Raw genomic sequence first — 25,274 nt, 5'->3', positions numbered from 1 at the left:
CTAGAATGCTAGCGCTTTGCCCGGCGCTCCGGACCTGGAAAGGTGGAGACCGAGCATGGGCCCGATAGCCGAAGCGAGCGGGAGCCGGCGGGTCGTCGGCACCAAGCAGACGCTGAAGGCGGTGCAGCGGGGTCAGGCACGCCTGGTCTGCATCGCGCGGGACGCGGACCGGAAGCTGGTCGAGCCGCTCCTCAGGCTGTGCGAGGAGCGCCACGTCCAGGTCAGCTGGTACGAGAACATGAAGGAGCTCGGCCAGGATTGCGGCGTCGACGTGGGGACGGCGGCGGCGGCGATCCTCCGCGACGGGGCGTAGCGGTTCCGGAGGGGAGCTCGGTCCGGATTCGGGATCGGCGGTGGCCCGGAAGCAGCTTCCGGGCCACCCGAGCGCATGGGGAGGAGGTGCGGAATGCCAACCATCAACCAGCTGATCCGGGGTGGCCGGCAGCCGGTCTTGCAGAAGACAGCGGCCCCGGCGCTGCGCAGCAATCCGCAGAAGCGCGGCGTCTGCGTCCAGGTGCGGACGCAGACGCCGAAGAAGCCCAACTCCGCTCTGCGCAAGGTGGCTCGCGTGCGGCTGACCAACGGGATCGAGGTGACGGCCTACATCCCGGGGGAAGGCCACAACCTCCAGGAGCACTCCGTGGTCCTGGTCCGCGGTGGCCGCGTCAAGGACTTGCCCGGCGTGCGCTACCATATCATCCGCGGCACGCTGGACACGGCCGGGGTGGAGCGGCGGCGCCAGGGGCGCTCCAAGTACGGGGCCAAGCGGCCCAAGAAGCAGTAAACGGCGGGGCTGGAGGAAGGGGGCGGGAAGATGCCCAGACGCGGTCCCGTACCGCCGCGGCAGGTGACAGCGGATCCGGTCTACGGGTCGGAACTGGTGGCGCGCATGATCAACAAGCTCATGCGGGACGGCAAGAAGACGGTGGCGCAGAAGATCTTCTACGGCGCCATGGAGACGATCCGCGAACGGACCGGCCGCGAGCCGTTGGAGGTCTTCGAGCAGGCGGTGCGCAACGCCATGCCCGCGCTGGAAGTGCGGCCGCGGCGCGTGGGGGGTGCCACCTACCAGGTGCCCCTGGAGGTGCGCCCGGAGCGGCGCCGGTCGCTGGCCTTGCGCTGGCTTGTCCAGTTCGCTCGCCAGCGGAACGAGCGCGGCATGGTCCAGCGCCTGGCCGGCGAGATCCTGGATGCCGCCAACAACACCGGCGGCGCGGTGCGGCGGAAGGAAGAACTGCACCGGATGGCCGAGGCGAACCGTGCCTTCGCGCACTACCGCTGGTGAAAAGGCGAATTTCGGCTTGATTTCGGGAAGAAAGGAGGGAACGTGATGCCTGGCATCCCTCTCGAACGCGTGCGGAACATCGGTATCTCCGCGCACATCGACGCCGGGAAGACGACCACGACGGAGCGCATCCTGTTCTACACGGGGCGCGTGCACAAGATGGGCGAGGTCCACGAGGGCTCGGCCACCATGGACTGGATGCCGCAGGAACAGGAACGGGGCATCACCATTACCTCCGCGGCCACGACCTGTTTCTGGAAGGACCACCGCATCGACATCATCGATACGCCCGGGCACGTGGACTTCACGGTGGAGGTGGAGCGCGCGCTGCGGGTGTTGGACGGCGTCATCGCCATCTTCGATGCCAAGAACGGTGTCGAGCCGCAGTCGGAGACCGTCTGGCGGCAGGCGGACCGCTATGGAGTGCCACGGATCGCCTTCATCAACAAGATGGATTCCGTCGGCGCGGACTTCTTCGCCTCGGTCCGCTCCATCCGTGAACGGCTGGGAGCCAACCCCGTACCGGTCCAGATCCCCATCGGCGCGGAGGAGGGCTTCGCCGGCGTCGTCGACCTGGTCCGCGAGAAGGCGATCTACTGGGTTGACGAGCTGGGCACGCGCATGGAGGAGCGGGAGATCCCCGCCGAGTGGAAGGCGCAGGCCGACGAGTGGCGCGAGAAACTCCTCGAGTCGGTGGCCGAGCTCGACGACGACCTGATGATGAAGTACCTGGACGGCCAGCCGATGGGAGAGGAGGAGATCCGCGCCGCCCTGCGCAGGGGGACGCTGGAGCTGCGTGCGGTGCCGGTCCTGTGCGGGGCCGCCTACCGGAACAAGGGTGTCCAGACGCTGCTGGACGCGGTCCTCGACTACCTTCCCTCCCCGCTCGACCTGCCGCCGGTTCGGGGCGTCGATCCGCGGACGGGGGACGAGGTGGTGCGCCGCGCCTCGGACGAGGAGCCTCTGACCGCGCTGGCCTTCAAGATTGCCGCCGACCCCTTCGTGGGGAAGCTCTGCTTCCTGCGGATCTACGCCGGGCGCTTGACAGCCGGCTCCTACGTGCTCAACGCCAACACGGGCAAGAAGGAGCGGATCGGCCGCCTTTTGCGGATGCACGCCAACCACCGCGAGGAGATGGACCAGGCGGGCGCGGGCGAGATCGTGGCTGCGGTCGGCCTGAAGGACACCAAGACCGGCGACACGCTCTGCCCCGAAGAGGCGCCGATCCGGTTGGAGGCCATGGACTTCCCCGAGCCGGTCATCTCGGTGGCCATCGAGCCGAAGACGCAGGCCGACCAGGACCGGATGGGCGACGCGCTGCGCCGGCTGGCCGACGAGGATCCCACCTTCCGGGTCTCCACCGACCCGGAGAGCGGCCAGACCATCATCTCCGGCATGGGCGAGCTCCACCTGGAGATCATCGTCGACCGGCTGAAGCGGGAGTTCCACGTCCAGGCCAACGTCGGCCGACCGCAGGTGGCCTACCGCGAGACGATCCGGCGTCCGGCACAGGCCCAGGGGCGGTTCGTCCGCCAGACCGGCGGCCACGGCCAGTACGGCGACGTCTGGCTGCAGATCGAGCCGCTGGAGCCGGGCAAGGGCTTCGAGTTCGTCGACAAGATCGTCGGCGGCGTGGTGCCCAAGGAGTTCATCCCGGCGGTGGAGGCCGGCGTCCGCGAGGCGATGCAGAACGGCGTGGTGGCGGGCTACCCCGTGGTGGACCTCCGGGCGACGCTCTTCGACGGCTCCTACCACGAGGTGGACTCGTCGGAGATGGCCTTCAAGATCGCCGGTTCCATGGCCTTCCGGAACGCGGCCCAGCAGGCGGAGCCCGTTCTCCTGGAGCCGGTGATGAAGGTCGAGGTGGTGGTGCCCGAGGAGTACATGGGCGACGTGATCGGCGACATCAACGCGCGCAGGGGGCGGATCGAAGGCATGGAGCCGCGCGGCAACGCCCAGGTGATCCGCGCCTTCGTCCCGCTGGCGGAGATGTTCGGTTACGCGACGGACCTGCGTTCCAAGACGCAGGGCCGCGGTACGTACACGATGCAGTTCGACCATTACGAGGAAGTCCCGCGACACATCGCGGACGAAGTGATCCACCACCGTGCCCAGGCGCAGAAGGCGTAAGGGCGGAACGCTCCGACCCACCCGGCAGAGGGTCGGAAGGACTTGTGCAAGGAGGGTCCATTGAGCGATGGCCAAGCCAAAGTTTGAGCGCACCAAGCCGCATGTGAACATCGGTACCATCGGACACGTCGACCACGGCAAGACGACGCTGACCGCCGCGATCACGCTCGTGCTCTCGAAGAAGGGCTGGGCGCAGTACGTGCCCTACGACCAGATCGACAAGGCGCCGGAGGAGCGGGCTCGCGGCATCACCATCAACACGATGCACGTCGAGTACGAGACGGAGAAGCGCCACTACGCGCACGTCGACTGCCCGGGTCACGCCGACTACATCAAGAACATGATCACCGGCGCGGCGCAGATGGACGGCTCGATCCTGGTGGTCAGCGCCGCCGACGGCCCCATGCCGCAGACCCGCGAGCACATCCTGCTGGCGCGGCAGGTGGGCGTGCCGGCCATGGTCGTCTTCCTCAACAAGGCGGACATGGTGGATGATCCCGAGCTCCTGGAGCTGGTGGAGCTGGAGGTTCGGGAGCTGCTCTCCAAGTACGAGTACCCGGGCGACGAGGTGCCCATCATCACCGGCTCGGCCCTCAAGGCGCTGGAGTGCGGCTGCGGCCAGCGCGACTGCCAGTGGTGCGGGAAGATCTGGGAGCTGCTCGACGCGGTGGACGACTATGTCCCCACGCCCGGGCGCGACATCGACAAGCCCTTCCTGATGCCGATCGAGGACGTCTTCACCATCACCGGCCGCGGCACCGTCACCACCGGGCGCGTCGAGCGCGGCACGGTCAAGGTGGGCGACGAGATCGAGATCGTCGGCCTGGCCGACAAGCCGCGCAGGACCGTGGTCACCGGCGTCGAGATGTTCCGCAAGGTGCTCGATCAGGCGCAGGCCGGCGACAACATCGGTACCCTGCTCCGCGGCGTCGACAAGAAGGACGTGCAGCGCGGACAGGTTCTGGCCAAGCCGGGTAGCATCCACCCGCACCGGAAGTTCGCGGCGCAGGTCTACGTCCTGACCAAGGAGGAGGGTGGGCGGCACACCCCGTTCTTCAACGGGTACCGGCCGCAGTTCTACTTCCGGACCACGGACGTGACCGGCACCATCACCCTCCCGGAGGGGACCGAGATGGTCATGCCGGGCGACAACATCACCATGTCGGTCGAGTTGATCGAGCCGATCGCCATCGAGGAGGGGCTCCGCTTCGCCATCCGCGAGGGCGGGCACACGGTGGGCGCCGGCGTGGTCACCAAGATCGAGGAGTAGGAGGAGTGCGATGGCTCGCCAGAAGATCCGGATCCGGTTGCGCGGCTTCGACCACGCGGTCCTGGACCAGTCGGCGGGGCAGATCGTGGAGACGGCCAGGCGGACCGGTGCCGAGGTGGCGGGCCCCGTCCCGCTTCCTACGGAGCGATCGGTCTACACCGTGCTGGTGGCGCCCAACGGTGAGAAGGACATCCGGGAGCAGTTCGAGATGCGGACGCACAAGCGTCTGATCGACATCCTGGACCCCACGCCGCGCACCGTCGACGCCCTGATGCGGCTGGACCTGCCCGCGGGCGTGGACATCGAGATCAAGCTGTAGCCGGCCTTGGCCGGCCGAGCCGGACGGAGGTGAACAGGTTGGCCAAGGCGATACTGGGCAGGAAGCTGGGCATCACGCAGCTCTTCGACGAGGAGGGCCGGCTGATCCCGGTGACCGCCGTCGAGGCGGGTCCGTGCGAGGTGGTGCAGGTCAAGACCCCCGAGCGCGACGGGTACGCCGCCATCCAGCTCGGCTTCGGCTCGATCCGCTCCAAGCGCGTCAACAAGCCGATGGCGGGCCACTTCGCCCACCACGGCGTGGAGCCGCGCCGCTGGCTGCGGGAGATCCGCCTGAGCGAACCGGGCTCCTACAGCAGCGGCCAGCAGGTGACGGTGGACGTCTTTCAGCGGGGAGACCGTGTCGACGTCACCGGGATCAGCAAGGGCAAGGGATTCCAGGGCGTGATCAAGCGCCACGGCTTCCGGCGTGGGCCGATGTCGCACGGTTCCAAGTACCATCGCCGGGTCGGCTCGCTGGGTGCATCCACCTATCCGGCCCGGGTGTTGAAGGGACGTGGCATGCCTGGCCACATGGGTGCCAAGCGGACCACCGTGCAGAACCTGGAGGTGGCACGGGTCGATCCGGACCGGAACCTGCTGCTGATCAAAGGCAGCGTGCCGGGCGCCAAGGGCGCTCTGCTGCTGATCCGCTCGACCCGGAAGATGATCCCGGCCCGCGCCTGATCGGAGGGGGCGGCCCCGGTGGGGGCCACCTGCCGGCGACGCGGGTGGAAAGGGGGGATGAGGAGTGCCGAAGGTGCCTGTTTACGATATGCAGGGCCAGCAGGTGGGCGAAGTGGAGCTGCCCGAGACCGTCTTCGGGGTTGAGCCCAACGAGCGGCTGATGCACGAGGCGGTGGTCATGTACCTGGCCAACCGCCGCCAGGGGACGGTGGCCACCCGCACCCGGGGGGCGGTCTCCGGCGGCGGGCGGAAGCCCTGGCGGCAGAAGCACACGGGCCGTGCCCGGCAGGGAAGCATCCGGGCGCCGCACTGGAAGGGCGGGGGGACCGTCTTCGGGCCCCAACCCCGCTCCTATCGCTACGCCATTCCCCGCAAGGCCCGCCGCGCGGCACTCCGTTCGGCGCTCTCCGCGAAGGTGCGGGACGGCCAGTTCAAGGTGGTGCGGGGGCTGGACTTCGCGGAGCCGCGGACGGCCGCGATGCGGAAGCTGCTGGAGGCCATCGGCGTGGAGAACGCCCTGGTGGTCACCTCGGAGTTGAAGCGGAACGTCTACCTCTCGGCGCGCAACCTGCCGAAGGTGGAGACCGCGCCGGTGCAGGACCTGAACACGTACGACGTCCTGGCCCACAAGGAGCTCCTCTTCGAGGAGGCCGCCGTGCAGCGGGCGGGGGAGGTGCTGGCCGGATGAGGGCCGGAGCGGCGCACGACATCATCCTGCGCCCGGTGGTCACCGAGGAGAGCATGAAGGGCATCGACCAGGGAAGATACGTCTTCCTGGTCGACCGGAAGGCGACGCGGAGCCAGGTGAGGCGGGCGGTGGAGGAGGTCTTCCACGTCCAGGTGGCCCGGGTGAACACCCTCATCCTGCCGGGGAAGCGGCGGCGGCAGCGGACCAGCGAGGGTTGGACGCCCGAGCGGAAGAAGGCGGTCGTCACGCTCAAACCCGGCCAGAAGATCGACTTCTTCGAGGGACTCCGCTGAGCCCGGAAGGCAGCTTGGTCGGGAGGAGATAGAGGGATGGGTGTCAAGAAGCTGAAGCCCACCTCGCCGGGGCGGCGGAACATGTCGGTGCTGGACTTCAAGTCGGTCCTCACCACCGACGAACCCGAGAAGTCGCTGGTGCGGGGGTTGAAGAAGCGGGCGGGCCGGAACCGCCAGGGCCGCATCACCGTCCGCCACCGCGGAGGCGGCCACAAGCGGCGCTACCGCCTGGTCGACTTCCGCCGCCAGAAGGACGGCGTGCCGGCCAAGGTGGCGGCCATCGAGTACGATCCCAACCGGACGGCGCACGTGGCGCGGCTTCACTATGCCGACGGCCAGAAGGCGTACATCCTGGCCCCGGACGGGCTCGAGGTGGGTGACACGGTCGTCTCGGGCGAGGATGCCGACATCCGCGTCGGCAACACGCTCCCGCTGCGCCGCATCCCCACCGGCACGCTGGTCCACAACGTCGAGCTCTATCCGGGGCGGGGCGGGCAGATGGTCCGCGCGGCGGGCGCGGTCGCGCAGGTGGTGGCCAAGGAGGGGAAGTATGCGACCCTCCGCCTTCCTTCCGGCGAGATGCGCATGGTGCTCCAGGAGTGCCGCGCCACGGTGGGCCAGGTGGGCAATCTCGACCATGAGAACGTCCGCGTGGGCAAGGCCGGGCGGGCTCGCTGGCTCGGTCTGCGGCCGGAGGTGCGCGGCTCGGTGATGAACCCGGTCGATCACCCGCACGGCGGGGGCGAGGGGAAGGCGCCGATCGGGCGCAAGCACCCGGTCACCCCATGGGGGAAGCCGGCCCTGGGTCACAAGACCAGGAAGAAGGGCAAGAAGTCCGACAAGCTGATCGTCCGGCGCAGGAAACCGTGAGGCGGCCTGCGTCCGCTGAGAGGTGGGCTGACCTTTGGGTCGTTCGCTGAAGAAGGGCCCCTACGTGGACCCGAAGCTGATGGAAAAGGTGGAGAATCTGCGCCGCTCCGGCGAACGGCGGGTGCTCCGCACCTGGTCGCGGGCCTCGACGATCGTTCCGGAGATGGTCGGCCTGACCATCGCGGTGCACGACGGGAGGAAGCACGTCCCCGTCTACATCACCGAAGAGATGGTGGGTCACCGCCTGGGCGAGTTCGCGCCGACCCGGACCTACCGCGGGCACGGCCACCCGACGGAGCGGTCGACCGCACTCAAGTGAGAGGCGGCGCAAGGAGGGGACGGTATGGCATCGGCCGGCGAGCAGTCGGTGGAGCAGCCGGTGCGTGAGGCGCAGGCGGTCGCGCGCTACGTCCGGATCGCGCCGCGCAAAGCGCGTATTGTGATCGACCTGGTCCGGGGCAAGTCGGTGCAGGAGGCACGGACGCTCCTGCGCTTCGTGCCCAAGCGGGCCTCGAAGATCGTGGAGAAGGTGATCCGGTCGGCGGCGGCCAACGCCACCCACAACTACAACATGGACGAGGACCGCCTCTACATCCACCGGGCCTATGTCGACGGGGGACCGGTGATGAAGCGGATCCATCCCCGGGCCCGCGGCCAGGCCTTCCCCATCCTGAAGCGGACCAGTCACATCACGGTGGTCCTGCGCGAGAGAGGGGAGGGGTAGCCGGATGGGCCAGAAGGTTCACCCGAAAGGGCTTCGCATCGGGATCATCCGCGACTGGGACTCGCGGTGGTACGCGAGGCAGGATTTCGCCGGCCTGCTCCAAGAGGACATGGAGATCCGGCGCTACATCAAGAAGAAGCTGTACGACGCCGGCATCTCCCGGGTGGAGATCGAGCGGGCGGCCAGCCGTATCAAGATCGTCATCCACGCGGCGAAGCCGGGCATGGTGATCGGACGGGGCGGTTCGGGCATCGAGCAGCTGCGCGGCGAGTTGGAGCAGTTGACCAGGAAGCAGGTCTCCATCAACATCGCCGAGGTCAAGAACCCCGAGCTCGAGGCGCAGCTCCTGGCCGAGAGCGTGGCAGCGCAGCTGGAACGACGCATCTCCTTCCGGCGCGCCATCAAGCAGGCCGCCCAACGGGCGATGCGCGCCGGCGCCAGGGGCGTCAAGGTGATGGTCTCCGGCCGCCTGGGTGGTGCCGAGATGTCGCGCACCGAGTGGACCGCGGAGGGGTCGGTGCCGCTTCACACGCTGCGCGTGGATGTCGACTACGGCTTCGCCGAGGCGTTCACCACTTACGGGCAGATCGGCGTCAAGGTCTGGATCAACCGGGGGACGGCCGCGCCGCTCCGACCCGCCAGGGGCACCCGCACGGGCGCGGGCGAGAGGGCCGAGAAGGCCGCGGTGGGGGGCCGGTAAGCGATGTTGATGCCGAAGAAGGTCAAGCACCGGAAGCAGCACCGCGGCCGGATGAAGGGCTTCGCCTACCGGGGCTCCGAGGTGCAGTACGGCGAGTACGGGCTCCAGGCTCTGGAACCGGCCTGGATCTCCGACCGCCAGATCGAGGCGGCCCGCGTGGCCATCACGCGCTACATCCGGCGCGGCGGGCGCGTCTGGATCAAGATCTTCCCCGACAAGCCGTACACCAAGAAGCCGGCTGAGACCCGCATGGGGAGCGGCAAAGGGAACCCGGAGTACTGGGTGGCGGTGGTGCACCCGGGGCGCGTGCTCTTCGAGCTGGCCGGCGTGCCCGAGCCCGTGGCCCAGGAGGCGTTCCGGCTCGCCTCCCACAAGCTGCCCATCAAGACCCGCTTCGTGAGGCGCGGCGAGGGCGGAGGTGAAGCGGGTGAAGGCTAAGGAGTTGACGGAACTGAGCGACGCGGAGCTGGAGAAGCAGATCCGCGACCTCAAGTCCGAGCTCTTCAACCTGCGTTTTCAGCATGCCACAGGCCAGCTGGAGAACCCGATGCGGCTCCGCCAGGTCCGGCGCGACATCGCCCGCGTCCAGACGATCTTGCGCCAGCGCGAGCTGGCCCGCCAGCGCGGAGCCTAGGAGGTTCGAGGCATGGAACAGACGAGGGAACGGAGACGGCGGAAGACCATGGTCGGCCGCGTCGTCAGCGACAAGATGGAGAAGACCGTGGTCGTGGCCGTGGAGCGGATGTTCGCCGACCCGCTCTACGGCAAGATCGTCCGCCGCACCCAGCGCTTCAAGGCGCATGACGAGGAGAACCGCTGCCGCGAGGGTGACCTGGTGCGGCTGATGGAGACCCGGCCGCTCTCCAAGGAGAAGCGCTGGCGGGTGGTCGAGATCCTCGACCGGAAGGGGGAGGCGCTCTCGTGATCCGGACCCTGACCCGCCTCCGGGCGGCCGACAACACCGGCGCCAAGGAGCTGCTGGTCATCCGCGTGCTGGGCGGGCCCAACCGGCGCTACGCCCGGGTGGGCGACACGGTGGTCTGCAGCGTCAAGGCCGCCGCCCCCAACGGCATGGTGAAGAAGGGCGAGGTGGTCCATGCCGTGGTGGTGCGGACGCGGCGGCCCGTGCGACGGGAGGACGGCTCGTACATCCGGTTCGACGACAACGCGGCCGTCATTCTGCGTGACACGAAGGAACCTCGCGGAACGCGCATCTTCGGGCCGGTGGCCCGGGAGCTCCGCGAGAAAGAGTTCATGCGCATCATCAGTCTCGCCCCGGAGGTCTTGTGACGATGCAGGGCGCCAAGGTGGAAGCGGCCAACGCCAGGCTGTCCGTCAGGAAGGGCGACCTCGTCCAGGTGCTCTCCGGGAAGGACGCGGGGAAGCGCGGCAAGATCCTGCGTACCCTGCCCCGGCTTCGCCGGGTGGTGGTGGAGGGCGTCAACGTCGCCAAGAAACATCGGAAGCCGACGCCCCAGGTGATGCAGGGCGGCATCGTGGAGCAAGAAAACCCCATCGATGCCTCCAATGTGATGCTGGTCTGCCCCCATTGCGACCGGCCGACGCGCGTCGCCCACCGCGTCCTGGACGACGGGCGCAAGGTCCGGACCTGCAAGCGCTGCGGCGAGGTCATCGACCGTTGAGCGGGGCCCGGGGAGGTGACGTACAGGCTGTGAACGCGCTCCGGGAGCGGTACCTCGAAGAGATCCGACCCGCTCTCCAGCGACGGTTCGGCTACCGGAACGTCATGGAGGTACCGAGGCTGGAAAAGATCGTGATCAACATGGGTGTGGGCGCGGCCACCCGCGACCCGAAGCTGCTCGACGGGGCTGTCCGGGACCTGGCCGCCATCACGGGGCAGAAGCCGCTGGTGACCAAGGCCCGCAAGTCGGTGGCCGCGTTCAAGGTGCGGACCGGGATGAGCATCGGCGCCAAGGTGACGCTCCGCGGCGAGCGGATGTACGACTTCCTGGAGAAGTTGGTCAGCGTCGCCCTGCCGCGGGTGCGAGACTTCCACGGCGTCTCCCCCGACTCGTTCGACGGGCGGGGCAACTTTTCGCTCGGCCTGCGCGAGCAGCTGGTCTTTCCGGAGATCGAGTACGACAAGGTAGATCAGGTGCGCGGCATGGACATCACCCTGGTCACCACCGCCAGGACCGACGAGGAGGCCAAGGCGCTCCTCGAGGAGCTGGGGGTTCCGTTCCGCGCCGCGTAGCAGTCGGGAGGTGAGCAGATGGCCCGTAAGGCCATGATCGAGAAGGCACGGCGGAAGCCGAAGTTCAAGGTTCGGGCGCGGAACCGGTGCGTCCGGTGCGGGCGTCCGCGCGGGTACATCGGCAAGTTCGGTCTCTGCCGGCTCTGCTTCCGAGAGCTCGCCCACCGCGGTGAGATCCCCGGGATTCGCAAGGCGAGCTGGTGAAGCAGGCGGGAGAGGAGGGAGCTATCCGTTGAGCATGACGGATCCCATCGCGGACATGCTCACGCGGATCCGGAACGCCAACACCGTCTATCGGGACCGGGTGGACATCCCGGGTTCCAAGACGAAGCGGGCGATCGCGGAGATCCTGAAGCGTGACGGGTTTATCCAGGATTACCAGTGGATCGAGGATGGAACCAAAAAGACGATCCGGATCCATCTTCGCTACGGACCGGGGCGGCGCCGGGTGATCACGGGGCTGCGGCGGATCTCGAAGCCGGGGCTGCGCGTCTATGCCAGCCACGACCAGCTGCCCAGGGTCCTGGGCGGGCTTGGTATCGCCATCGTCTCCACGTCGCAGGGGATCATGACGGACCGGGAGGCCCGTCGCCTGGGCGTGGGCGGCGAGGTGCTCTGCTACGTCTGGTAGGAGGGATCAGGGTGTCGCGAGTAGGTAAGCAGGCCATCCCGGTCCCCGCCGGCGTCGAGGTGGTGGTCGAGGGGCGGAAGGTGGTCGTGAGCGGGCCCAAGGGTCGGCTGGAACACATGGTCCCGGAGCCGCTGAGCGCGGTGGTGGACGACGGCCGCGTGCTGGTCCAGCGCCCCGACGACGAGCGCCGCAGCAAGGCCCTCCACGGCCTGACGCGGACGCTGATCGCCAACATGGTCCAGGGCGTCTCGCAAGGATTCGAGCGGACGCTGGAGATCACCGGCACCGGCTACCGCGCGGCCATGCAGGGCGGCAGGCTCGTGCTCAGCGTGGGATACTCGCATCCGGTGGGCATCGAGCCGCCCGAGGGCGTGACCATCGAGACGCCCAACCCCACCACCATCGTGGTCCGAGGGGCCGACAAGCAGAAGGTCGGCCAGGTGGCGGCCAACATCCGTGCGGTGCGCAAGCCGGAACCGTACCTGGGCAAGGGGATCCACTACTCCGGCGAGCGGATTCGCCGGAAGGCCGGCAAGACCGGCAAGTGACGCGCGGGGCAGGAGGGATCGTGATGGCCTTTGATCGGCGCGAGGCGCGCCGGCGCCGGCATCTGCGCGTGCGCAAGAAGGTGGTCGGCACGCCGGAGCGCCCGCGACTCAGCGTCTTCCGGAGCTCCAAGCACATCTACGCACAGGTGATCGACGACGAGGCGGGACACACGCTGGCCGCCGCCTCCAGCATCGACCCCGAGCTCCGCGCGCTGTTGAAGAACGGCGCCAGCGTGGAGGCGGCGCGGCAGGTCGGCGCGCTGGTGGCCCGCCGCGCACTGACGAAGGGCGTCCGGAAGGTGAGCTTCGACCGGGGCGGCTATCTCTATCACGGCCGCATCAAGGCCCTGGCGGACGGGGCTCGGGCGGAGGGCCTCGAGTTTTGACGGACAGGAAGGGAGGTGAGCGAATGGCGCGATCGGAGGCGAAGGCCGAAGGCGGCGAGCTGGAGGAGCGCGTCGTCCGCATCAACCGCGTGGCCAAGGTGGTCAAGGGCGGGCGGCGATTCCACTTCACGGCGCTGGTGATCGTCGGCGATCGGAACGGCCAGGTCGGAGCGGGGATGGGGAAGGCCGCGGAGATCCCCGAAGCCATCCGCAAGGGCATCCAGGCGGCGAAGAAGAACCTGATCCGGGTCCCCCTGCGCGGCACCACCATCACCCACGAGGCGGTGGGTCACTTCGGGGCGGGCAGGGTGCTGATCCGGCCGGCTGCCCGGGGGACCGGGATCATCGCCGGCGGCGCGACGCGGGCGATCATGGAGCTGGCCGGCGTGACCGACGTGCTCACCAAGTCGGTGGGATCGTCCAACGCCAACAACGTGGTGCTGGCCACCATGGACGCCCTGCGCCAGCTGAAGGATCCGCGAGAGGTCTCGGCCATGCGGGACAGGAAACTGGAGCGCGCGGGCTGAGCGGAGGAGGTGAACGGGATGGCGGGTATCCACGAGCTGCGGCCGGGCCAGCCGCGGAAGCACCCCAAGCGCGTGGGCCGCGGCGTCGGTTCGGGACACGGCAAGACGGCGACGCGGGGTACCAAGGGGCAGAAGGCCCGCTCGGGCGGCGCCAAGGGTGCCGGCTTCGAGGGTGGCCAGATGCCGTTGCAGCGACGGCTGCCGCGGCGCGGCTTCAACAACGCTCGCTTCCGCAAGGAGTACGCCACCGTCAACGTGGCGCAGCTCAACCTGTTTGAGCCCGGCAGCGAGGTGACGCCGGAGCTGCTGCTCGAGCGCCGCCTCGTCCGGAAGATGATGGACGGTATCAAGATCCTCGGCAACGGTGAGGTCGATCGGCAGCTCACCGTGCGCGCCCACGCCTTCAGCCAGGCCGCGCGGGCCAAGATCGAGGCCGCCGGCGGCAAGGCTGAGGTGATCTGAGTGTCCCTGGTCCAGACGCTGCGCCAGTCGTTCCGCATGGCGGACCTGCGCCGGCGGATGCTCTTCACGGTGGGGATGTTGGTGGTCTTCCGGCTCGGCGCGCACGTGCCGATTCCCGGCATCGATCCCACCAAGATCGAGCAGCTCCTCTCCTCGGGGACGCTCTTCGGCTTCCTGGACGTGGTCTCGGGCGGAGCGCTGCGCAATCTCTCGGTCTTCGCCATGTCCATCATCCCGTACATCAACGCCTCGATCATCCTGCAGCTGCTGACACTGGTCATACCGCGGCTGGAGGAGTGGTCGAAGGAAGGGGCCGAGGGGCAGCGGAAGATCGCGCAGTGGACCCGGTACGGGACGGCCATCCTGGGCCTGATCCAGGCCACGGGCACGGCGGTCCTGCTCAACCGGGAGGGCGCCTTCCTCCATCCCGGTCTGGCCAGCGCAGCGGTGGCCGTCATCGGGCTGACGGCGGGCACGCTCTTCCTCATGTGGCTGGGCGAGCAGATCACCGACCAGGGGATCGGCAACGGGATCTCGATCCTGATCTTCGCCGGGATCCTGTCGAGGCTTCCCGGCGGCCTCAACACGGTCGTCCGCTACGTGCAGGGCGGAGTTGTCAACGTCTTCAACATCATCCTGATGGTGGTCCTGGGTCTGGGCATCATCGCGCTGGTGGTGGTGGTCCAGCAGGCGGCGCGGCGCATCCCGGTGCAATATGCGAAGCGGGTGGTCGGCCGGCGGATGTACGGCGGCCAGGCGACGCACATACCGCTCCGCGTCAACCAGGCCGGCGTCATCCCGGTGATCTTCGCGGCCTCGATCCTCTCGCTGCCCGCGACCCTCGCCACCTTCTTCCCGGTCTTCAACAGCGTGAACAACTGGCTGAACGGCTGGATCTATCCGGTGCTCTACGCGCTCCTGATCGTGGGCTTCACCTTCTTCTACACGGTGATCGTCTTCAATCCGGTGGACGTCGCCGACAACATCCGGAAGTACGGCGGTTTCATCCCGGGAATCCGCCCGGGCCGTCCGACGACGGAGTACCTGACGCGGATCCTCAACAGGGTCACCTTTGCGGGCGCCGTCTTCCTGGCGCTGATCGCGGTGCTGCCGTTCTTCTTCGGTCGCCTCGTGGGCATTCCCAACCTGAACTTCGGCGGGACGTCCCTGCTGATCGTGGTGGGCGTCGCTCTGGAGACGATGAAGCAGATCGAGTCCCAGATGCTGATGCGCCACTACGAAGGCTTCCTGCGCTAGAGGTGAAGATCGGTGCAGCTGGTCTTTCTCGGCCCGCCGGGCGCGGGCAAGGGCACCCAGGCGGCGGTCCTGGCCCGGGAGATGGGCATCCCCCAGGTGAGCACGGGAGATATGTTCCGGGCGGCCGTCCGGGACCAGACGCCCCTGGGGCGGGAGGCGCAGCGGTACATGGAGGCGGGCGAGCTGGTCCCCGACGAGGTGACCATCGGCATCGTCGAGGAGAGGCTCCGCGCGCGCGACTGCCAGAACGGCTTCATCCTGGACGGCTTCCCGCGCACGGTTGCGCAGGCCGAGGCGCTGGACCGCATCCTCTCGGCCATGGGCCGGCCACTGGACCGGGCGGTGGAGTTCCGCGTCGACGAGGAGGAAGTGGTGCGGCGCCTGGCGGGGCGCCGGAGCTGTCCCCAGTGCGGCGCGGTTTACAATGTTCATACGCAACCTCCCCGGCAGGCCGGCGTTTGCGATCGCTGCGGGAGCCAGCTGGTCCAGCGGGAGGATGACCGCGAGGAGACGGTGCGGGCGCGCCTGGCCGTCTACCGGACGCAGACCGCCCCGCTGATCGGTTTCTACGAGCAGAGCGGCCGGCTGGTCCGCATCGACGCGGCCCGGAGGCCGGACGAGGTGACGGCTGAGCTGAAAGAGGCGTTGGGGATCGCATGATCATTCTCAAGTCGATGCGTGAGATCCGCCAGATGCGGGAGGCGGGACGCATCGCCGCGCAGACGCTTGTCTACCTGGAGGACCGGATCCGGCCGGGGGTGACCACGGGGCAGTTGGCCGCCTGGGCGGAGGAGTTCATCCGCTCGCATGGGGCCGTGCCCACCTTCATCGGCTACCAGGGCTACCCGGCTGCCATCTGCACCTCGGTCAACGACGAGGTGGTCCACGGCATCCCCGGCGACCGCCGCCTTCGGGAAGGCGACATCGTCTCGATCGACGTGGGGGCCACGTACCAGGGGTACGTGGGCGACCACGCCCGCACCTTCCCGGTGGGGGAGGTGAGCCCCGAGGCAGCCCGTCTGATGGATGTGACGCGCGAGTCGCTGGAGCGGGGCATCGCCAAGGCGGTGGAGGGCGGCTTCCTGGGTGACATCTCCCATGCCGTGCAGGAGTATGTGGAGGCCAACGGTTTCTCCGTCGTGCGCGAGTACGTGGGTCACGGGGTGGGCCGGGAGATGCACGAGGACCCCCAGGTGCCCAACTACGGACCGGCAGGCCACGGCATCCGCCTGCGTGCGGGCCTGGTGATCGCCATCGAACCCATGGTGAACGCGGGCACCTTTCGGGTATATACGATGCCGGACGGGTGGACCGTCCGGACCGCGGACGGGCGACTCTCGGCCCATTTCGAGCACACGGTGGCCATCCTTCCGGACGGCCCCGAGGTGCTCACCCTGCCCTAGGAGGCCCCGCATGGAGCGTGCAGATCTGCGTTACCGTCCGGGCCAGCTGGTCGTCTCACGGGCGGGGCGGGACCGGGGCAGGGCCTATCTGGTGGTCGCCGTCGACCCGCGCTGGGTCTACGTGGCCGACGGCTCGGTGCGCGACGTCCGCCACCCGAAGAAGAAGAACCCGCGCCACCTGGCGCCGACGGAACGGGTGGCCGAGGAGCTGGCTGGTCTGCCGCCCGGTGCGCGCGAGTGGTCGAACCGGAAGGTCCGCGAGGCGATCGCACGGCTGATGGGGGAGCCGGGCGGCGCGGATTCGGAGGGGATGGCCACCCCGTTGCCCGACCCCGATGAAGCAGGCGAGGCGCCGGCCGCCGGCTCGGGTGGCGAGCCGGGCGGCGCGGGGTGAGGGTCGCCGCCGCCCCGCCTCGGCGGCGGCGCAGCAGGGATTCCGAAGGGCCGGACGGCGGCCCGGGAAAGGAGGGATGGTTTTGCCGAAGGAGGAGGCCATCGAGGTCGAAGGCCGGGTGATCGAACCGCTGCCCAACGGCATGTTCCGGGTCGAGCTGGACAACGGGCACAGGGTGCTGGCCCACGTCTCCGGGAAGATCCGCATGCACTTCATCCGGATCCTTCCAGGCGACCGGGTCACCCTGGAGCTGTCGCCATACGACCTGACCCGGGGACGCATCACGTACCGGCACCGCAGTTGACGACCGGCGGACGATGAACGGGCACCCGTGAAGCGCGCGTGGCCGAGATGAGTCGTAGGGCGGGTCGAAGCGACGCAGGAGGGTCGGGGCGCACTTTTGGCCCGAGGCATGGCTCACCGTGCTATAATCGGGCTCGTGACTTTATGACTGTACGCCTGCGGCGGCGGACGGGGGTGAGACGATGAAGGTGCGGCCGTCCGTTCGCAAGATCTGCGACAAGTGCAAGATCATCCGGCGCCACGGCACCGTGATGGTCATCTGTGAGAACCCGAAACACAAGCAGCGGCAGGGTTAGGGGGTGTGGCCATGGCGAGGATCGCGGGGGTCGACCTGCCCAGGGAGAAACGGATCGAGGCTGCGCTTCCTTATATCTACGGGATCGGCTGGAGTCGCGCGCGGGAGATCCTGGCGAAGACCGGGGTCAACCCCGCCACGCGCGTGCGGGACCTGACCGAGGACGAAGTCTCGCGCCTGCGCGAGGTGGTGGAGCGCGAGTACAAGGTCGAGGGCGACCTGCGGGCCGAGGAGCAGCGCAACATCCGGCGCCTCATGGATATCGGCTGCTACCGGGGCCTCCGCCACCGGCGCGGGCTGCCGGTGCGGGGGCAGAGGACCAAGACCAACGCGCGCACGCGGAAGGGTCCGCGGCGTACCGTCGGGGTGCGCCGCAAGAAGTAGCCGCGGGACCGTCCGGGTTCCGCAGCGGGGAGTGGAGGCGAAGCGATGCCCAATCGCCGGCAGAGGGCAGCTGCGGGGCATGTGCGCCGCCGGGAGCGGAAGCATGTCGAGCGCGGCATCGCCCACGTCCAGTCGACGTTCAACAACACCATCGTCACCATCACCGATCCCCAGGGGAACGTGATCTCCTGGGGTTCGGCCGGGACGCAGGGCTTCAAGGGATCGAAGAAGGGGACCCCCTTCGCCGCCCAGACCGCGGCCGAGGCGGCCGCCCGCCAGGCCATGGAACACGGCATGCGCGAGGTGGAGGCCTGGGTGAAGGGTCCCGGGTCCGGCCGCGAGGCGGCGATCCGCTCGCTTCAGACGGCCGGGCTGGAAGTGACCGCGATCCGGGACGTGACGCCGGTGCCGCACAACGGCTGCCGGCCGCCCAAGCGGCGGCGCGTCTAGCCGCGGCGTCCGGGGGCGGAAGGGAGAGAAGAGATGGCGAGGTATACGGGTCCGGTCTGCCGGCTCTGCCGGCGAGCCGGGGAGAAGCTGTTTCTGAAGGGTTCGCGGTGTTACACCGACAAGTGCCCCGTGGCGCGGCGGAACGTGCCGCCGGGCCAGCACGCCATGGCGCGGAGGAAGCTCTCGGACTACGGCGTCCACCTGCGCGAGAAGCAGAAGGCGCGCTGGATCTATGGCAGCCTGGAGCGCCAGTTCCGAAACACCTTCGCACGGGCGGCCAAGAGCCCGGGCGTGACCGGCGAGCGCCTGCTCCAGCTGCTGGAGCTGCGCCTGGACAACGTCGTCTACCGGCTCGGGCTGGCCGGCTCGCGGCCGGAAGCCCGCCAGCTGGTCCGCCACGGTCACTTCCAGGTGAACGGCAGGAAGGTCGACATCCCTTCCTACCAGGTTCGCGAGGGAGACCGGATCGAGGTCCGGGAGAAGTCGCGGAAGCTGGCCAAGTTCCAGGCGCTCAAGGAGTCGCCGGTGGGTCCCGCGGTCCCGGACTGGCTGAGCGCCGACCTGGAGAACCTCGGCGGCACCGTTCTCAGGCTGCCCAGGCGCGAGGAGATCGACTCCAGCCTGCAGGAGCAGCTGATCGTGGAGTACTACTCCAGGTGAGCACGGGGGAGGCCGTTCGATGCTAGAGATCGTCAAGCCGACCATCGAGAGCGAGGAGCTCTCCGAGGACGGCACCTACGGCCGCTTCGTGGTAGAACCGCTCGAGCGCGGGTACGGCACCACCCTGGGCAACTCGCTGCGCCGGGTGCTGCTCTCCTCGTTGCCTGGCGCAGCCGTCACCACCGTGCGTATCGAGGGTGTGCTGCACGAGTTCTCCACCGTTCCGGGCGTCGTCGAGGACGTGACGGATATCGTCCTGAACATCAAGAGCCTGGCGCTCCGGCTCTTCGGCGACGGGCCCGCCACCATCCGCGTCGACGCCCGGGGCCCGCGGGAGGTGCGGGGAGCTGACATCCTCTGCCCCGACAACGTCGAGGTGGTCAACGGCGACCAGCTGATCGCCACCCTGGGCGAGGGCGCGCACCTGGAGATGGAGATGACGGTCGAGCACGGGCGCGGGTACGTCCCGGGAGACCGGAACAAGCGGCCCGACCAGCCGATCGGCGTCATCGCGGTCGACTCCATCTTCACCCCCATCCGGCGGGTCAACTACCGGGTGGAGGACACCCGGGTCGGCCAGGTGACCAACTACGACCGCCTGATCCTGGAGGTCTGGACCAACGGCGCCGTCGATCCCAAGTCGGCGGTGGCGCAGGCCGCCTCCATCCTGCAGGAGCAACTCGATCTCTTCCGCGGCTTGGTGGAGCAGGAAGAGGACCTGAGCCAGGGGGAGCCCGCCGAGGTGAGCGAGCGCGACCGGCTGCTGGAGCGCTCCATCGACGAGCTGGAGCTCTCCATCCGCTCCTACAATTGCTTGAAGCGCGCGGGCATCAACACCATCGGCGAGCTGGTCGCCAAGACGCCGGAAGAGATGATGAAGGTCCGCAACCTGGGACGGAAGTCGCTGGAGGAGGTCCAGGAGAAGCTCGCGGTACTGGGGCTCTCCCTCCGCTCCTCGGAGGAGTAGCGAGGGCGGCCCGCCGGCGGGACGAAGGGGCGCGGGACGAAGGGCCTGCAGCGAGGACCGGGCGACGAGAATCGCGGAGGGAGAAGGACGGAATGGCGTACGCCAAGCTGGGGCGACGGACGGGCCACCGGAACGCCATGCTCCGGTCGCTGAGCACGGCGCTCTTCGAACACGAGCAGATCGAGACCACCGAGACCCGCGCCAAGGAAGTGGCGCGCATCGCGGACCGCATGGTCACCCTCGCCAAGAGGGGCGACCTGCACGCCCGCCGCCAGGCGCTGGCCTACCTGACGCGCGAGGACGTGGTGAAGAAGCTCTTCGACACCATCGGTCCCCGCTACGCGGGACGGAACGGCGGCTACACGCGCATCACGCGGCTGGGACCCCGGCGGGGCGACGCCGCCCCCATGGCGCTGGTCGAGCTGATCTGAACCCGGATGGAAGCCGGATGGGCCACCTGATCGAGGCGAGGGGGGTCCGTTTCTTCTACCCGACGGCCGCCGGGGCCGAGGTTCGGAGGACGGCGCTGGACGGCGTCGACCTGACCGTCGACGAGGGCGAGTGGATCGCCGTCGTCGGCGCCAACGGTTCCGGCAAGTCCACCCTGGCCAAGCACCTGAACGCCCTCCTCCTCCCCGCCGAGGGCGAGGTCCTCGTGGAGGGCCGCTCCACCCGGGACGCGACCCACCTGTGGACCATCCGCCGCACCGTGGGCATGGTCTTCCAGAACCCGGACAACCAGATCGTCGCCTCGCTGGTGGAGGAGGACGTCGCCTTCGGTCCGGAGAATCTGGGGGTGCCGCCGGCGGAGATCCGCCAGCGGATCGCTTCCTCCCTGGCGGCGGTGGGCATGAGCGCCTTCGCACGCCGCGCACCCCACCAGCTCTCCGGCGGCCAGAAGCAGCGTGTGGCCATCGCGGGCGTCCTGGCCATGCGTCCCCGCTGCATCGTCCTGGACGAGGCGACGGCCATGCTCGACCCGTCGGGCCGGCAGGAAGTGCTGGAGGCGGTGGAGCGACTCCGCCGCGAGCAGGGGATCGCGGTGGTGATGATCACCCACTTCATGGACGAGGTGGTCCGCGCCGACCGGATGGTGGTCCTGGCAGGCGGGCGGGTGGTGGCCGACGACACCCCGCGAGCGGTCCTCTCCCACGCCGAAGAGGTGGCGCAGCTGGGGCTGGAGGTGCCCCAGGTGAGCGAGCTGGCCCTGGAGCTCCGGCGGCAGGGCCTGGAGCTGCCTCCGGATCTGATCGCGCCGCGGGAGCTGGTCGAGGCCCTATGCCGATTGAAGTCGAACACCTGAGCTACGTCTACGGCGAGAACGGCCCCGAGCCGGTGACCGCCCTGGAGGATGTCTCGCTCCGCATCGACGACGGGCAGTTCGTCGCCATCATCGGTTCCACGGGCTCCGGCAAGTCGACGCTGATCCAGCACTTCAACGGCCTGATCCGCCCCCAGCACGGGCGCGTGGTGGTGGACGGCCTCGACCTGGCACGGCGCGGGACCCGCATGCTGGAGGTGCGGCGGCGGGTCGGCCTGGTGATGCAGTATCCGGAGAGCCAGCTCTTCGAGGAGACGGTGCTGGCCGAGGTCGGCTTCGGCCCCCGCAACCTGGGCCTTGACGACGAGGAGGTCCGCCTCCGCGCGGAGCGGGCACTGGAGACGGTGGGCGTCGACCGGAGCCTCTGGGGTCTCTCGCCCTTCGAGCTGAGCGGCGGTGAAATGCGCCGGGTGGCCATCGCCAGCATCCTGGCCATGGAGCCGCGTGCCCTCGTGCTGGACGAGCCCACCGCCGGGCTCGACCCGCGCGGGCGCCGGCAGATCCTGGAACAGGTTCGGAGGCTCCACCGCCAGCGGGGGATCACCGTCGTGCTCGTCACCCACAACATGGAGGACGTGGCCCGCCTGGCCGAACGGGTCTTCGTCCTCCACCGCGGCCGCCTGGTGGCGGAAGGGAGCACCCGGGAGGTCTACGCCCGCGGGGAGGAGTTGCGGGCGTACGGTCTGGCGCCGCCCCAGGTCTCGCAGGTGCTGGAGCAGCTCCGCGCCTGCGGCTTCGACGTGCGCACCGACCGGATCACGGTCGAGGAAGCCCGGGACGAGATCCTGCGCCTCTTTCGGGGGGAGGGTGGAGGTGCCTGACGCGCTCTTCATCGGCCACTACGTGCCGGGCGACTCGGTGGTCCACCGCCTGGACAGCCGGGTCAAGCTCGTGCTGACCTTCGCCTACGTCATCATCCTCTTCTTCGCCGTCCGGCCCGGCGCCTACGTCGCCCTCGCCCTCCTGCCCCTGGCCGGCTACCTGCTGGCGAGGCTGCCGCTGCGCATGGTCTGGCAGGGGCTGCGGCCGGTGGTGGCCGTCCTGCTCCTCACCTTCGTCCTCAACATGCTGATGACGCCCGGCCACCCGCTCTACCGCCTCGGACCGCTGACGGCGACGGTGGAGGGCGTCCGGCTCGGGCTCGAGATGGCCGTCCGCCTGATCCTCCTGATGATGACCAGCACGCTGCTGACCCTGACCACCTCGCCCATCGAGCTGACCGACGGGATCGAGAGCCTCCTCCGTCCCCTCCGGCGGCTGGGCGTGCCCGCCCACGAGCTGGCCATGATGATGACCATCGCGCTCCGCTTCATCCCCACCCTGGTGGAGGAGGCGCAGAACATCCTCAAGGCGCAGCAGGCGCGGGGGGCCGACTTCGAGACGGGCAACCTCTTCCGGCGCGCCCGCGCCATGGTCCCGCTCCTGGTGCCGCTCTTCATCAGCGCCTTCCGGCGGGCCGACGAGCTGGCGACGGCCATGGAGGCCCGCTGCTACCACGGTGGCGAGGGGCGGACCCGCTACCGGGAGTACCGGATCGGCCGCGCAGACTGGGTGGCGACGGCGGTGGCGGCCGCCGCCCTCCTCTTCGTGCTGGTCGACCGGGCGCTGGGGGTCTGACCCTTGGGCCGCTGGCGGATCTGGCTGGCCTACGACGGCCGGGCCTTCCAAGGCTGGGAGCGGCAGGCCGGCCCGGAGCCGACGGTGCGCGGCAGCCTCGAGGCGGCGCTCGCCCCCCTGGCTGGCACGGCGACCCCCGTCCGCCCGGCAGGAAGGACGGACGCCGGCGTCCACGCCGCCGGCCAGGTGGCTTCCTTCGAGCTGGAGCGGGAGACGACCCCGGGCGAGCTGGTGCGCGCGCTCAACGCCCGGCTGCCGGAGGCGGTCCGCGTCTACGGGGCGCAGGCGGTGGGCGCCGACTTCCACGTCCAGCGCCAGGTGAGGGAGAAGCTGTACGTCTACGCCATCTGGGTCGGAGGGGTCCCGCCGCCCTTCCTGCGCGGGCGGGTCTGGGCGCCGGGACGGCGCCCGGACGCCGGCGCCATGCGGGCGGCGGCGACGGGGCTGGTGGGTCGCCACGACTTCCGCGCCTACCAGGCCGCCGGCCGGCCGGTGGCGAGCACCGTCCGCACGCTGGAGCGGGTGGAGGTGGAGGAGCGGGGACCGGTGCTGCTGGTCCGGGTCGGCGGCGCCGGCTTCCTCTACCGCATGGTGCGGCGGATCGTGGGCGCGCTGGTGGCGGTGGGCTGGGGGAGGGCGAGGCCGGAGGAGCCGGCCGAGGCGCTGGTCACGGGGTGGTCGGCGGCAGCCACGGCGCCGGCGGAGGGCCTCTGCCTCGCCGAGGTCCGCTACGCGCTGCCGGATCCGCCGGCGGTCGAGGAGGCGCGGCGCGGGCAGCTGGCCGCCTGGTGCCCGTGGGCGGCGGACAGGCCGCCGGCAGGCGCCTTGACACCCTTTCCCGGCGAAGGATAAACTCCAAGCGCTGTGCTCCGCCCTGGAGCGGTCCCGGGGGAGGCGCCCCGGGCCGCGAAAGAGGTTTCGGTCCGGAAGCTTCGGGTTCGGTCCGGAACCGGGGTTCGGGAACTGGGGTTCGGAACGAGGGAAAACGAGGGACAAGGGCTGGCTCGTCCAACGGGACGCCCCGTGGGTCGGTTGCGGGGCGATCTCTTGCTGCAAGGAGCCCTTGGAGGGCGCGAGGGGGTGAGACGATGCTGGCGACGCAGAAGACGTTCATGGCCAAGCCTCGCGACCTTTCCCGCAAGTGGTACGTGGTCGACGCGGAGGGCAAGCGGCTGGGCAAGGTGGCCGTGACCGTGGCCAACCTGCTGCGGGGCAAGACGAAGCCGGAGTACACGCCGGGCGTCGACTCGGGCGACTTCGTCATCGTCGTCAACGCGGAGAAGGTGGAGGTCTCCGGGCGGAAGCCCGAGCAGAAGCTCTACTACCGGCACAGCGGGTACCCGCGCGGCCTGAAGGCGACCAGCCTGGGAACGATGCTGAAGACCCGTCCCGAGCGCGTGATCGAGCTGGCCGTTCGGGGCATGATGCCGCGAAACCGGCTGGGGCGCGCGCAGTTGCGGAAGCTCCACGTCTACGCCGGGCCGCTCCACCCCCACCAGGCCCAGCAGCCGGAGCCGGTGGAGTTCTGAGGCCCAGTCGGAGCGAGAGGAGGGCGGCGATTGCCGTACAGGGTGCAGTACTGGGGCACCGGGCGCCGGAAGGAGGCCGTGGCCAGGCTGCGGGTGGTGCCGGGTAGCGGCCGGATTCTGGTGAACGGCAAGCCGTACGAGAACTATTTCCCGGCCATTCATTGGCAGAAGTGGGTGCGCGAGCCGCTTGAGGTCGCCCAGCTGGACGGCCGCTACGACGTGCTGGTCAACGTCCGCGGCGGCGGTGTCTCCGGCCAGGCGGGGGCCGTCCGGCACGCGCTGGCCAGGGCGCTTCAGGCGCTGGATCCCGAGCTCCGGCCGGTGCTGAAGAAGGCGGGCTTGCTCCGACGCGATCCGCGGGAGAAGGAGCGGCGGAAGTACGGGCTGAAGAAGGCCCGCAAGGCGCCCCAGTTCTCCAAGCGCTGATCCTCCGCAAGACGTCCTCCCAGGTTTGACCCCCGATTCTGCCGCATATGCGTGACGCGAGGGGTGGGCCTTCATCCCTGCCACCCTCGTCGCGCATGCGTCGCAGAGGAGGGGTCGTCCGTGCTTCGGGTCGTCTGCCGGGCGAAGCTCCACCGGCTCCGGGTGACCGAGGCGAAACTCGAATACATGGGCAGCATCGCCATCGACCGCGAGCTGCTGGACGCCGCGGGCATCGCTCCCTACGAGCTGGTCCAGATCACCAACGGCTCCAACGGCGCCCTCTGGCGGACCTACGTGATGCCGGCCCCGGCGGGTTCGGGGGCCGTCGCGCTCAACGGGCCGCCTGCGCGCCTCTTCCTGCCCGGCGACGAGATCATCGTGCTGGCCCTGGCCTGGGTGACGCCGGAGGAGGCCGAGGGTGTCGTCCCTACCCTGGTCTTCGTCGACGAAGCCAACCGCCTGCTGGAGGTGCGGAAGGGCGAGAGCGTCGGACCCGACCCGCACCGGTGAGGTGAGCCGGGTCGGCGGGGCCTGCGC

The 25,274-nt window shown here is 69.5% G+C and carries 43 protein-coding genes; all 43 read left to right on the top strand.

Features of this window, described 5'->3' with window-relative positions; translation table 11 throughout:
- Positions 1–55: 55 nt before the first annotated feature.
- The 43 genes from QJR14_03625 to QJR14_03415 all read left to right on the top strand — a co-directional run bounded on the left by QJR14_03625 (position 56) and on the right by QJR14_03415 (position 25,247).
- The gene (locus QJR14_03625) at positions 56–313 is read left to right on the top strand and encodes a ribosomal L7Ae/L30e/S12e/Gadd45 family protein (protein MDI3316701.1); all 258 of its coding nucleotides are present in this window, start codon (positions 56–58) and stop codon (positions 311–313) included.
- A 93-nt stretch (positions 314–406) separates the two neighbouring features.
- On the top strand, positions 407–784 hold the full coding sequence (rpsL, locus tag QJR14_03620; protein MDI3316700.1) for a 30S ribosomal protein S12: 378 nt from the start codon (positions 407–409) through the stop codon (positions 782–784).
- Between the two features lie 30 nt (positions 785–814).
- Positions 815–1,285 carry a 30S ribosomal protein S7 gene (rpsG, locus tag QJR14_03615; GenBank protein ID MDI3316699.1) on the top strand — a complete coding sequence of 157 codons (471 nt, stop codon included), beginning with the start codon at positions 815–817 and terminating at the stop codon, positions 1,283–1,285.
- Positions 1,286–1,330: 45 nt separating this feature from the next.
- Complete coding sequence (gene fusA, locus QJR14_03610; protein MDI3316698.1) at positions 1,331–3,415, top strand: elongation factor G; 2,085 nt, start codon at positions 1,331–1,333, stop codon at positions 3,413–3,415.
- Between the two features lie 67 nt (positions 3,416–3,482).
- Positions 3,483–4,685, top strand: coding sequence for an elongation factor Tu (gene tuf / locus QJR14_03605; protein ID MDI3316697.1), 1,203 nt, complete (start codon positions 3,483–3,485; stop codon positions 4,683–4,685).
- A gap of 10 nt (positions 4,686–4,695) precedes the next feature.
- Positions 4,696–5,004 carry a 30S ribosomal protein S10 gene (rpsJ, locus tag QJR14_03600; GenBank protein MDI3316696.1) on the top strand — a complete coding sequence of 103 codons (309 nt, stop codon included), beginning with the start codon at positions 4,696–4,698 and terminating at the stop codon, positions 5,002–5,004.
- A 38-nt stretch (positions 5,005–5,042) separates the two neighbouring features.
- Positions 5,043–5,687, top strand: a complete 645-nt coding sequence (gene rplC, locus QJR14_03595; protein ID MDI3316695.1) for a 50S ribosomal protein L3 — start codon at positions 5,043–5,045, stop codon at positions 5,685–5,687.
- A 64-nt stretch (positions 5,688–5,751) separates the two neighbouring features.
- The gene (gene rplD / locus QJR14_03590) at positions 5,752–6,375 is read left to right on the top strand and encodes a 50S ribosomal protein L4 (protein MDI3316694.1); all 624 of its coding nucleotides are present in this window, start codon (positions 5,752–5,754) and stop codon (positions 6,373–6,375) included.
- Positions 6,372–6,668 carry a 50S ribosomal protein L23 gene (gene rplW, locus QJR14_03585; protein ID MDI3316693.1) on the top strand — a complete coding sequence of 99 codons (297 nt, stop codon included), beginning with the start codon at positions 6,372–6,374 and terminating at the stop codon, positions 6,666–6,668. The genes rplD and rplW overlap by 4 nt, the downstream gene beginning before the upstream one ends.
- Before the next feature lie 36 nt (positions 6,669–6,704).
- Positions 6,705–7,538: a 50S ribosomal protein L2 gene (gene rplB, locus QJR14_03580; protein MDI3316692.1), complete on the top strand. Its 834-nt coding sequence runs from the start codon at positions 6,705–6,707 to the stop codon at positions 7,536–7,538.
- A 34-nt stretch (positions 7,539–7,572) separates the two neighbouring features.
- Positions 7,573–7,857 (top strand): 30S ribosomal protein S19, encoded by a 285-nt coding sequence (rpsS, locus tag QJR14_03575; GenBank protein MDI3316691.1) that lies wholly within the window; start codon positions 7,573–7,575, stop codon positions 7,855–7,857.
- 24 nt (positions 7,858–7,881) lie between these two features.
- The gene (gene rplV / locus QJR14_03570; GenBank protein ID MDI3316690.1) at positions 7,882–8,262 is read left to right on the top strand and encodes a 50S ribosomal protein L22; all 381 of its coding nucleotides are present in this window, start codon (positions 7,882–7,884) and stop codon (positions 8,260–8,262) included.
- Between the two features lie 4 nt (positions 8,263–8,266).
- A complete protein-coding gene (gene rpsC, locus QJR14_03565) occupies positions 8,267–8,962 on the top strand; it encodes a 30S ribosomal protein S3 (GenBank protein ID MDI3316689.1) in 696 nt (231 codons plus the stop codon).
- A 3-nt stretch (positions 8,963–8,965) separates the two neighbouring features.
- Positions 8,966–9,400 (top strand): 50S ribosomal protein L16, encoded by a 435-nt coding sequence (rplP, locus tag QJR14_03560; GenBank protein ID MDI3316688.1) that lies wholly within the window; start codon positions 8,966–8,968, stop codon positions 9,398–9,400.
- The gene (gene rpmC, locus QJR14_03555; GenBank protein MDI3316687.1) at positions 9,390–9,596 is read left to right on the top strand and encodes a 50S ribosomal protein L29; all 207 of its coding nucleotides are present in this window, start codon (positions 9,390–9,392) and stop codon (positions 9,594–9,596) included. Before rplP ends, rpmC begins: the two co-directional genes overlap by 11 nt.
- A gap of 12 nt (positions 9,597–9,608) precedes the next feature.
- Positions 9,609–9,887: a 30S ribosomal protein S17 gene (gene rpsQ / locus QJR14_03550; GenBank protein ID MDI3316686.1), complete on the top strand. Its 279-nt coding sequence runs from the start codon at positions 9,609–9,611 to the stop codon at positions 9,885–9,887.
- A complete protein-coding gene (gene rplN / locus QJR14_03545) occupies positions 9,884–10,252 on the top strand; it encodes a 50S ribosomal protein L14 (GenBank protein ID MDI3316685.1) in 369 nt (122 codons plus the stop codon). The genes rpsQ and rplN overlap by 4 nt, the downstream gene beginning before the upstream one ends.
- 2 nt (positions 10,253–10,254) lie before the next feature.
- Positions 10,255–10,605, top strand: a complete 351-nt coding sequence (gene rplX, locus QJR14_03540) for a 50S ribosomal protein L24 (GenBank protein MDI3316684.1) — start codon at positions 10,255–10,257, stop codon at positions 10,603–10,605.
- A 29-nt stretch (positions 10,606–10,634) separates the two neighbouring features.
- Entirely contained in the window at positions 10,635–11,177 is a 543-nt protein-coding gene (gene rplE / locus QJR14_03535; GenBank protein ID MDI3316683.1) for a 50S ribosomal protein L5, read from the top strand.
- A gap of 18 nt (positions 11,178–11,195) precedes the next feature.
- Positions 11,196–11,381 carry a type Z 30S ribosomal protein S14 gene (locus QJR14_03530; protein ID MDI3316682.1) on the top strand — a complete coding sequence of 62 codons (186 nt, stop codon included), beginning with the start codon at positions 11,196–11,198 and terminating at the stop codon, positions 11,379–11,381.
- Positions 11,382–11,409: 28 nt separating this feature from the next.
- The gene (gene rpsH, locus QJR14_03525) at positions 11,410–11,808 is read left to right on the top strand and encodes a 30S ribosomal protein S8 (GenBank protein MDI3316681.1); all 399 of its coding nucleotides are present in this window, start codon (positions 11,410–11,412) and stop codon (positions 11,806–11,808) included.
- An 11-nt stretch (positions 11,809–11,819) separates the two neighbouring features.
- Entirely contained in the window at positions 11,820–12,356 is a 537-nt protein-coding gene (gene rplF / locus QJR14_03520; GenBank protein ID MDI3316680.1) for a 50S ribosomal protein L6, read from the top strand.
- A gap of 23 nt (positions 12,357–12,379) precedes the next feature.
- Entirely contained in the window at positions 12,380–12,742 is a 363-nt protein-coding gene (gene rplR, locus QJR14_03515; protein MDI3316679.1) for a 50S ribosomal protein L18, read from the top strand.
- A 23-nt stretch (positions 12,743–12,765) separates the two neighbouring features.
- Positions 12,766–13,269: a 30S ribosomal protein S5 gene (rpsE, locus tag QJR14_03510; GenBank protein ID MDI3316678.1), complete on the top strand. Its 504-nt coding sequence runs from the start codon at positions 12,766–12,768 to the stop codon at positions 13,267–13,269.
- 18 nt (positions 13,270–13,287) lie between these two features.
- The gene (gene rplO / locus QJR14_03505) at positions 13,288–13,731 is read left to right on the top strand and encodes a 50S ribosomal protein L15 (protein ID MDI3316677.1); all 444 of its coding nucleotides are present in this window, start codon (positions 13,288–13,290) and stop codon (positions 13,729–13,731) included.
- Between the two features lie 6 nt (positions 13,732–13,737).
- Positions 13,738–14,988, top strand: coding sequence for a preprotein translocase subunit SecY (secY, locus tag QJR14_03500; protein MDI3316676.1), 1,251 nt, complete (start codon positions 13,738–13,740; stop codon positions 14,986–14,988).
- Between the two features lie 12 nt (positions 14,989–15,000).
- The gene (locus QJR14_03495; protein MDI3316675.1) at positions 15,001–15,648 is read left to right on the top strand and encodes an adenylate kinase; all 648 of its coding nucleotides are present in this window, start codon (positions 15,001–15,003) and stop codon (positions 15,646–15,648) included.
- On the top strand, positions 15,645–16,391 hold the full coding sequence (map, locus tag QJR14_03490; protein ID MDI3316674.1) for a type I methionyl aminopeptidase: 747 nt from the start codon (positions 15,645–15,647) through the stop codon (positions 16,389–16,391). Before QJR14_03495 ends, map begins: the two co-directional genes overlap by 4 nt.
- A gap of 10 nt (positions 16,392–16,401) precedes the next feature.
- Positions 16,402–16,785: a KOW domain-containing RNA-binding protein gene (locus tag QJR14_03485; GenBank protein MDI3316673.1), complete on the top strand. Its 384-nt coding sequence runs from the start codon at positions 16,402–16,404 to the stop codon at positions 16,783–16,785.
- 82 nt (positions 16,786–16,867) lie between these two features.
- Complete coding sequence (gene infA, locus QJR14_03480; GenBank protein MDI3316672.1) at positions 16,868–17,089, top strand: translation initiation factor IF-1; 222 nt, start codon at positions 16,868–16,870, stop codon at positions 17,087–17,089.
- Between the two features lie 181 nt (positions 17,090–17,270).
- Positions 17,271–17,384: a 50S ribosomal protein L36 gene (rpmJ, locus tag QJR14_03475; protein ID MDI3316671.1), complete on the top strand. Its 114-nt coding sequence runs from the start codon at positions 17,271–17,273 to the stop codon at positions 17,382–17,384.
- 11 nt (positions 17,385–17,395) lie between these two features.
- Positions 17,396–17,767, top strand: coding sequence for a 30S ribosomal protein S13 (gene rpsM / locus QJR14_03470; GenBank protein MDI3316670.1), 372 nt, complete (start codon positions 17,396–17,398; stop codon positions 17,765–17,767).
- Between the two features lie 45 nt (positions 17,768–17,812).
- Complete coding sequence (rpsK, locus tag QJR14_03465; protein ID MDI3316669.1) at positions 17,813–18,217, top strand: 30S ribosomal protein S11; 405 nt, start codon at positions 17,813–17,815, stop codon at positions 18,215–18,217.
- 33 nt (positions 18,218–18,250) lie between these two features.
- Positions 18,251–18,877 (top strand): 30S ribosomal protein S4, encoded by a 627-nt coding sequence (gene rpsD / locus QJR14_03460; protein MDI3316668.1) that lies wholly within the window; start codon positions 18,251–18,253, stop codon positions 18,875–18,877.
- Between the two features lie 19 nt (positions 18,878–18,896).
- On the top strand, positions 18,897–19,844 hold the full coding sequence (locus QJR14_03455) for a DNA-directed RNA polymerase subunit alpha (protein ID MDI3316667.1): 948 nt from the start codon (positions 18,897–18,899) through the stop codon (positions 19,842–19,844).
- 92 nt (positions 19,845–19,936) lie between these two features.
- Complete coding sequence (gene rplQ / locus QJR14_03450) at positions 19,937–20,275, top strand: 50S ribosomal protein L17 (GenBank protein MDI3316666.1); 339 nt, start codon at positions 19,937–19,939, stop codon at positions 20,273–20,275.
- Between the two features lie 17 nt (positions 20,276–20,292).
- A complete protein-coding gene (locus QJR14_03445) occupies positions 20,293–21,147 on the top strand; it encodes an energy-coupling factor transporter ATPase (GenBank protein ID MDI3316665.1) in 855 nt (284 codons plus the stop codon).
- Positions 21,123–21,986: an energy-coupling factor transporter ATPase gene (locus QJR14_03440; GenBank protein MDI3316664.1), complete on the top strand. Its 864-nt coding sequence runs from the start codon at positions 21,123–21,125 to the stop codon at positions 21,984–21,986. The genes QJR14_03445 and QJR14_03440 overlap by 25 nt, the downstream gene beginning before the upstream one ends.
- Entirely contained in the window at positions 21,979–22,782 is an 804-nt protein-coding gene (locus QJR14_03435) for an energy-coupling factor transporter transmembrane component T (protein MDI3316663.1), read from the top strand. Before QJR14_03440 ends, QJR14_03435 begins: the two co-directional genes overlap by 8 nt.
- A gap of 3 nt (positions 22,783–22,785) precedes the next feature.
- The gene (gene truA / locus QJR14_03430) at positions 22,786–23,634 is read left to right on the top strand and encodes a tRNA pseudouridine(38-40) synthase TruA (protein ID MDI3316662.1); all 849 of its coding nucleotides are present in this window, start codon (positions 22,786–22,788) and stop codon (positions 23,632–23,634) included.
- 236 nt (positions 23,635–23,870) lie between these two features.
- Positions 23,871–24,311 carry a 50S ribosomal protein L13 gene (gene rplM / locus QJR14_03425; protein ID MDI3316661.1) on the top strand — a complete coding sequence of 147 codons (441 nt, stop codon included), beginning with the start codon at positions 23,871–23,873 and terminating at the stop codon, positions 24,309–24,311.
- A gap of 30 nt (positions 24,312–24,341) precedes the next feature.
- Entirely contained in the window at positions 24,342–24,737 is a 396-nt protein-coding gene (gene rpsI / locus QJR14_03420; protein MDI3316660.1) for a 30S ribosomal protein S9, read from the top strand.
- 120 nt (positions 24,738–24,857) lie between these two features.
- Positions 24,858–25,247 carry an aspartate 1-decarboxylase gene (locus QJR14_03415; GenBank protein MDI3316659.1) on the top strand — a complete coding sequence of 130 codons (390 nt, stop codon included), beginning with the start codon at positions 24,858–24,860 and terminating at the stop codon, positions 25,245–25,247.
- Positions 25,248–25,274: the final 27 nt, after the last annotated feature.

The organism is Bacillota bacterium, assembly GCA_029961055.1.
Taxonomy (GTDB): Bacteria; Bacillota; Sulfobacillia; order JAIMAT01; family JAIMAT01; genus JAIMAT01.
The sequence above is the reverse complement of the archived record's forward strand: the minus strand, read 5'-3'. Positions and strand labels throughout refer to the sequence as shown.

Coding starts and splice junctions, on each gene's coding strand:
- QJR14_03625 (MDI3316701.1), top strand. CDS start 56: ATGGGCCCGATAGCCGAAGCGAGCGGGAGCCGGCGGGTCGTCGGCACC.
- rpsL (MDI3316700.1), top strand. CDS start 407: ATGCCAACCATCAACCAGCTGATCCGGGGTGGCCGGCAGCCGGTCTTG.
- rpsG (MDI3316699.1), top strand. CDS start 815: ATGCCCAGACGCGGTCCCGTACCGCCGCGGCAGGTGACAGCGGATCCG.
- fusA (MDI3316698.1), top strand. CDS start 1,331: ATGCCTGGCATCCCTCTCGAACGCGTGCGGAACATCGGTATCTCCGCG.
- tuf (MDI3316697.1), top strand. CDS start 3,483: ATGGCCAAGCCAAAGTTTGAGCGCACCAAGCCGCATGTGAACATCGGT.
- rpsJ (MDI3316696.1), top strand. CDS start 4,696: ATGGCTCGCCAGAAGATCCGGATCCGGTTGCGCGGCTTCGACCACGCG.
- rplW (MDI3316693.1), top strand. CDS start 6,372: ATGAGGGCCGGAGCGGCGCACGACATCATCCTGCGCCCGGTGGTCACC.
- rplB (MDI3316692.1), top strand. CDS start 6,705: ATGGGTGTCAAGAAGCTGAAGCCCACCTCGCCGGGGCGGCGGAACATG.
- rplV (MDI3316690.1), top strand. CDS start 7,882: ATGGCATCGGCCGGCGAGCAGTCGGTGGAGCAGCCGGTGCGTGAGGCG.
- rpsC (MDI3316689.1), top strand. CDS start 8,267: ATGGGCCAGAAGGTTCACCCGAAAGGGCTTCGCATCGGGATCATCCGC.
- rplP (MDI3316688.1), top strand. CDS start 8,966: ATGTTGATGCCGAAGAAGGTCAAGCACCGGAAGCAGCACCGCGGCCGG.
- rpsQ (MDI3316686.1), top strand. CDS start 9,609: ATGGAACAGACGAGGGAACGGAGACGGCGGAAGACCATGGTCGGCCGC.
- rplX (MDI3316684.1), top strand. CDS start 10,255: ATGCAGGGCGCCAAGGTGGAAGCGGCCAACGCCAGGCTGTCCGTCAGG.
- QJR14_03530 (MDI3316682.1), top strand. CDS start 11,196: ATGGCCCGTAAGGCCATGATCGAGAAGGCACGGCGGAAGCCGAAGTTC.
- rplR (MDI3316679.1), top strand. CDS start 12,380: ATGGCCTTTGATCGGCGCGAGGCGCGCCGGCGCCGGCATCTGCGCGTG.
- rpsE (MDI3316678.1), top strand. CDS start 12,766: ATGGCGCGATCGGAGGCGAAGGCCGAAGGCGGCGAGCTGGAGGAGCGC.
- rplO (MDI3316677.1), top strand. CDS start 13,288: ATGGCGGGTATCCACGAGCTGCGGCCGGGCCAGCCGCGGAAGCACCCC.
- map (MDI3316674.1), top strand. CDS start 15,645: ATGATCATTCTCAAGTCGATGCGTGAGATCCGCCAGATGCGGGAGGCG.
- QJR14_03485 (MDI3316673.1), top strand. CDS start 16,402: ATGGAGCGTGCAGATCTGCGTTACCGTCCGGGCCAGCTGGTCGTCTCA.
- rpmJ (MDI3316671.1), top strand. CDS start 17,271: ATGAAGGTGCGGCCGTCCGTTCGCAAGATCTGCGACAAGTGCAAGATC.
- rpsM (MDI3316670.1), top strand. CDS start 17,396: ATGGCGAGGATCGCGGGGGTCGACCTGCCCAGGGAGAAACGGATCGAG.
- rpsK (MDI3316669.1), top strand. CDS start 17,813: ATGCCCAATCGCCGGCAGAGGGCAGCTGCGGGGCATGTGCGCCGCCGG.
- rpsD (MDI3316668.1), top strand. CDS start 18,251: ATGGCGAGGTATACGGGTCCGGTCTGCCGGCTCTGCCGGCGAGCCGGG.
- QJR14_03455 (MDI3316667.1), top strand. CDS start 18,897: ATGCTAGAGATCGTCAAGCCGACCATCGAGAGCGAGGAGCTCTCCGAG.
- rplQ (MDI3316666.1), top strand. CDS start 19,937: ATGGCGTACGCCAAGCTGGGGCGACGGACGGGCCACCGGAACGCCATG.
- QJR14_03445 (MDI3316665.1), top strand. CDS start 20,293: ATGGGCCACCTGATCGAGGCGAGGGGGGTCCGTTTCTTCTACCCGACG.
- QJR14_03440 (MDI3316664.1), top strand. CDS start 21,123: ATGCCGATTGAAGTCGAACACCTGAGCTACGTCTACGGCGAGAACGGC.
- rplM (MDI3316661.1), top strand. CDS start 23,871: ATGCTGGCGACGCAGAAGACGTTCATGGCCAAGCCTCGCGACCTTTCC.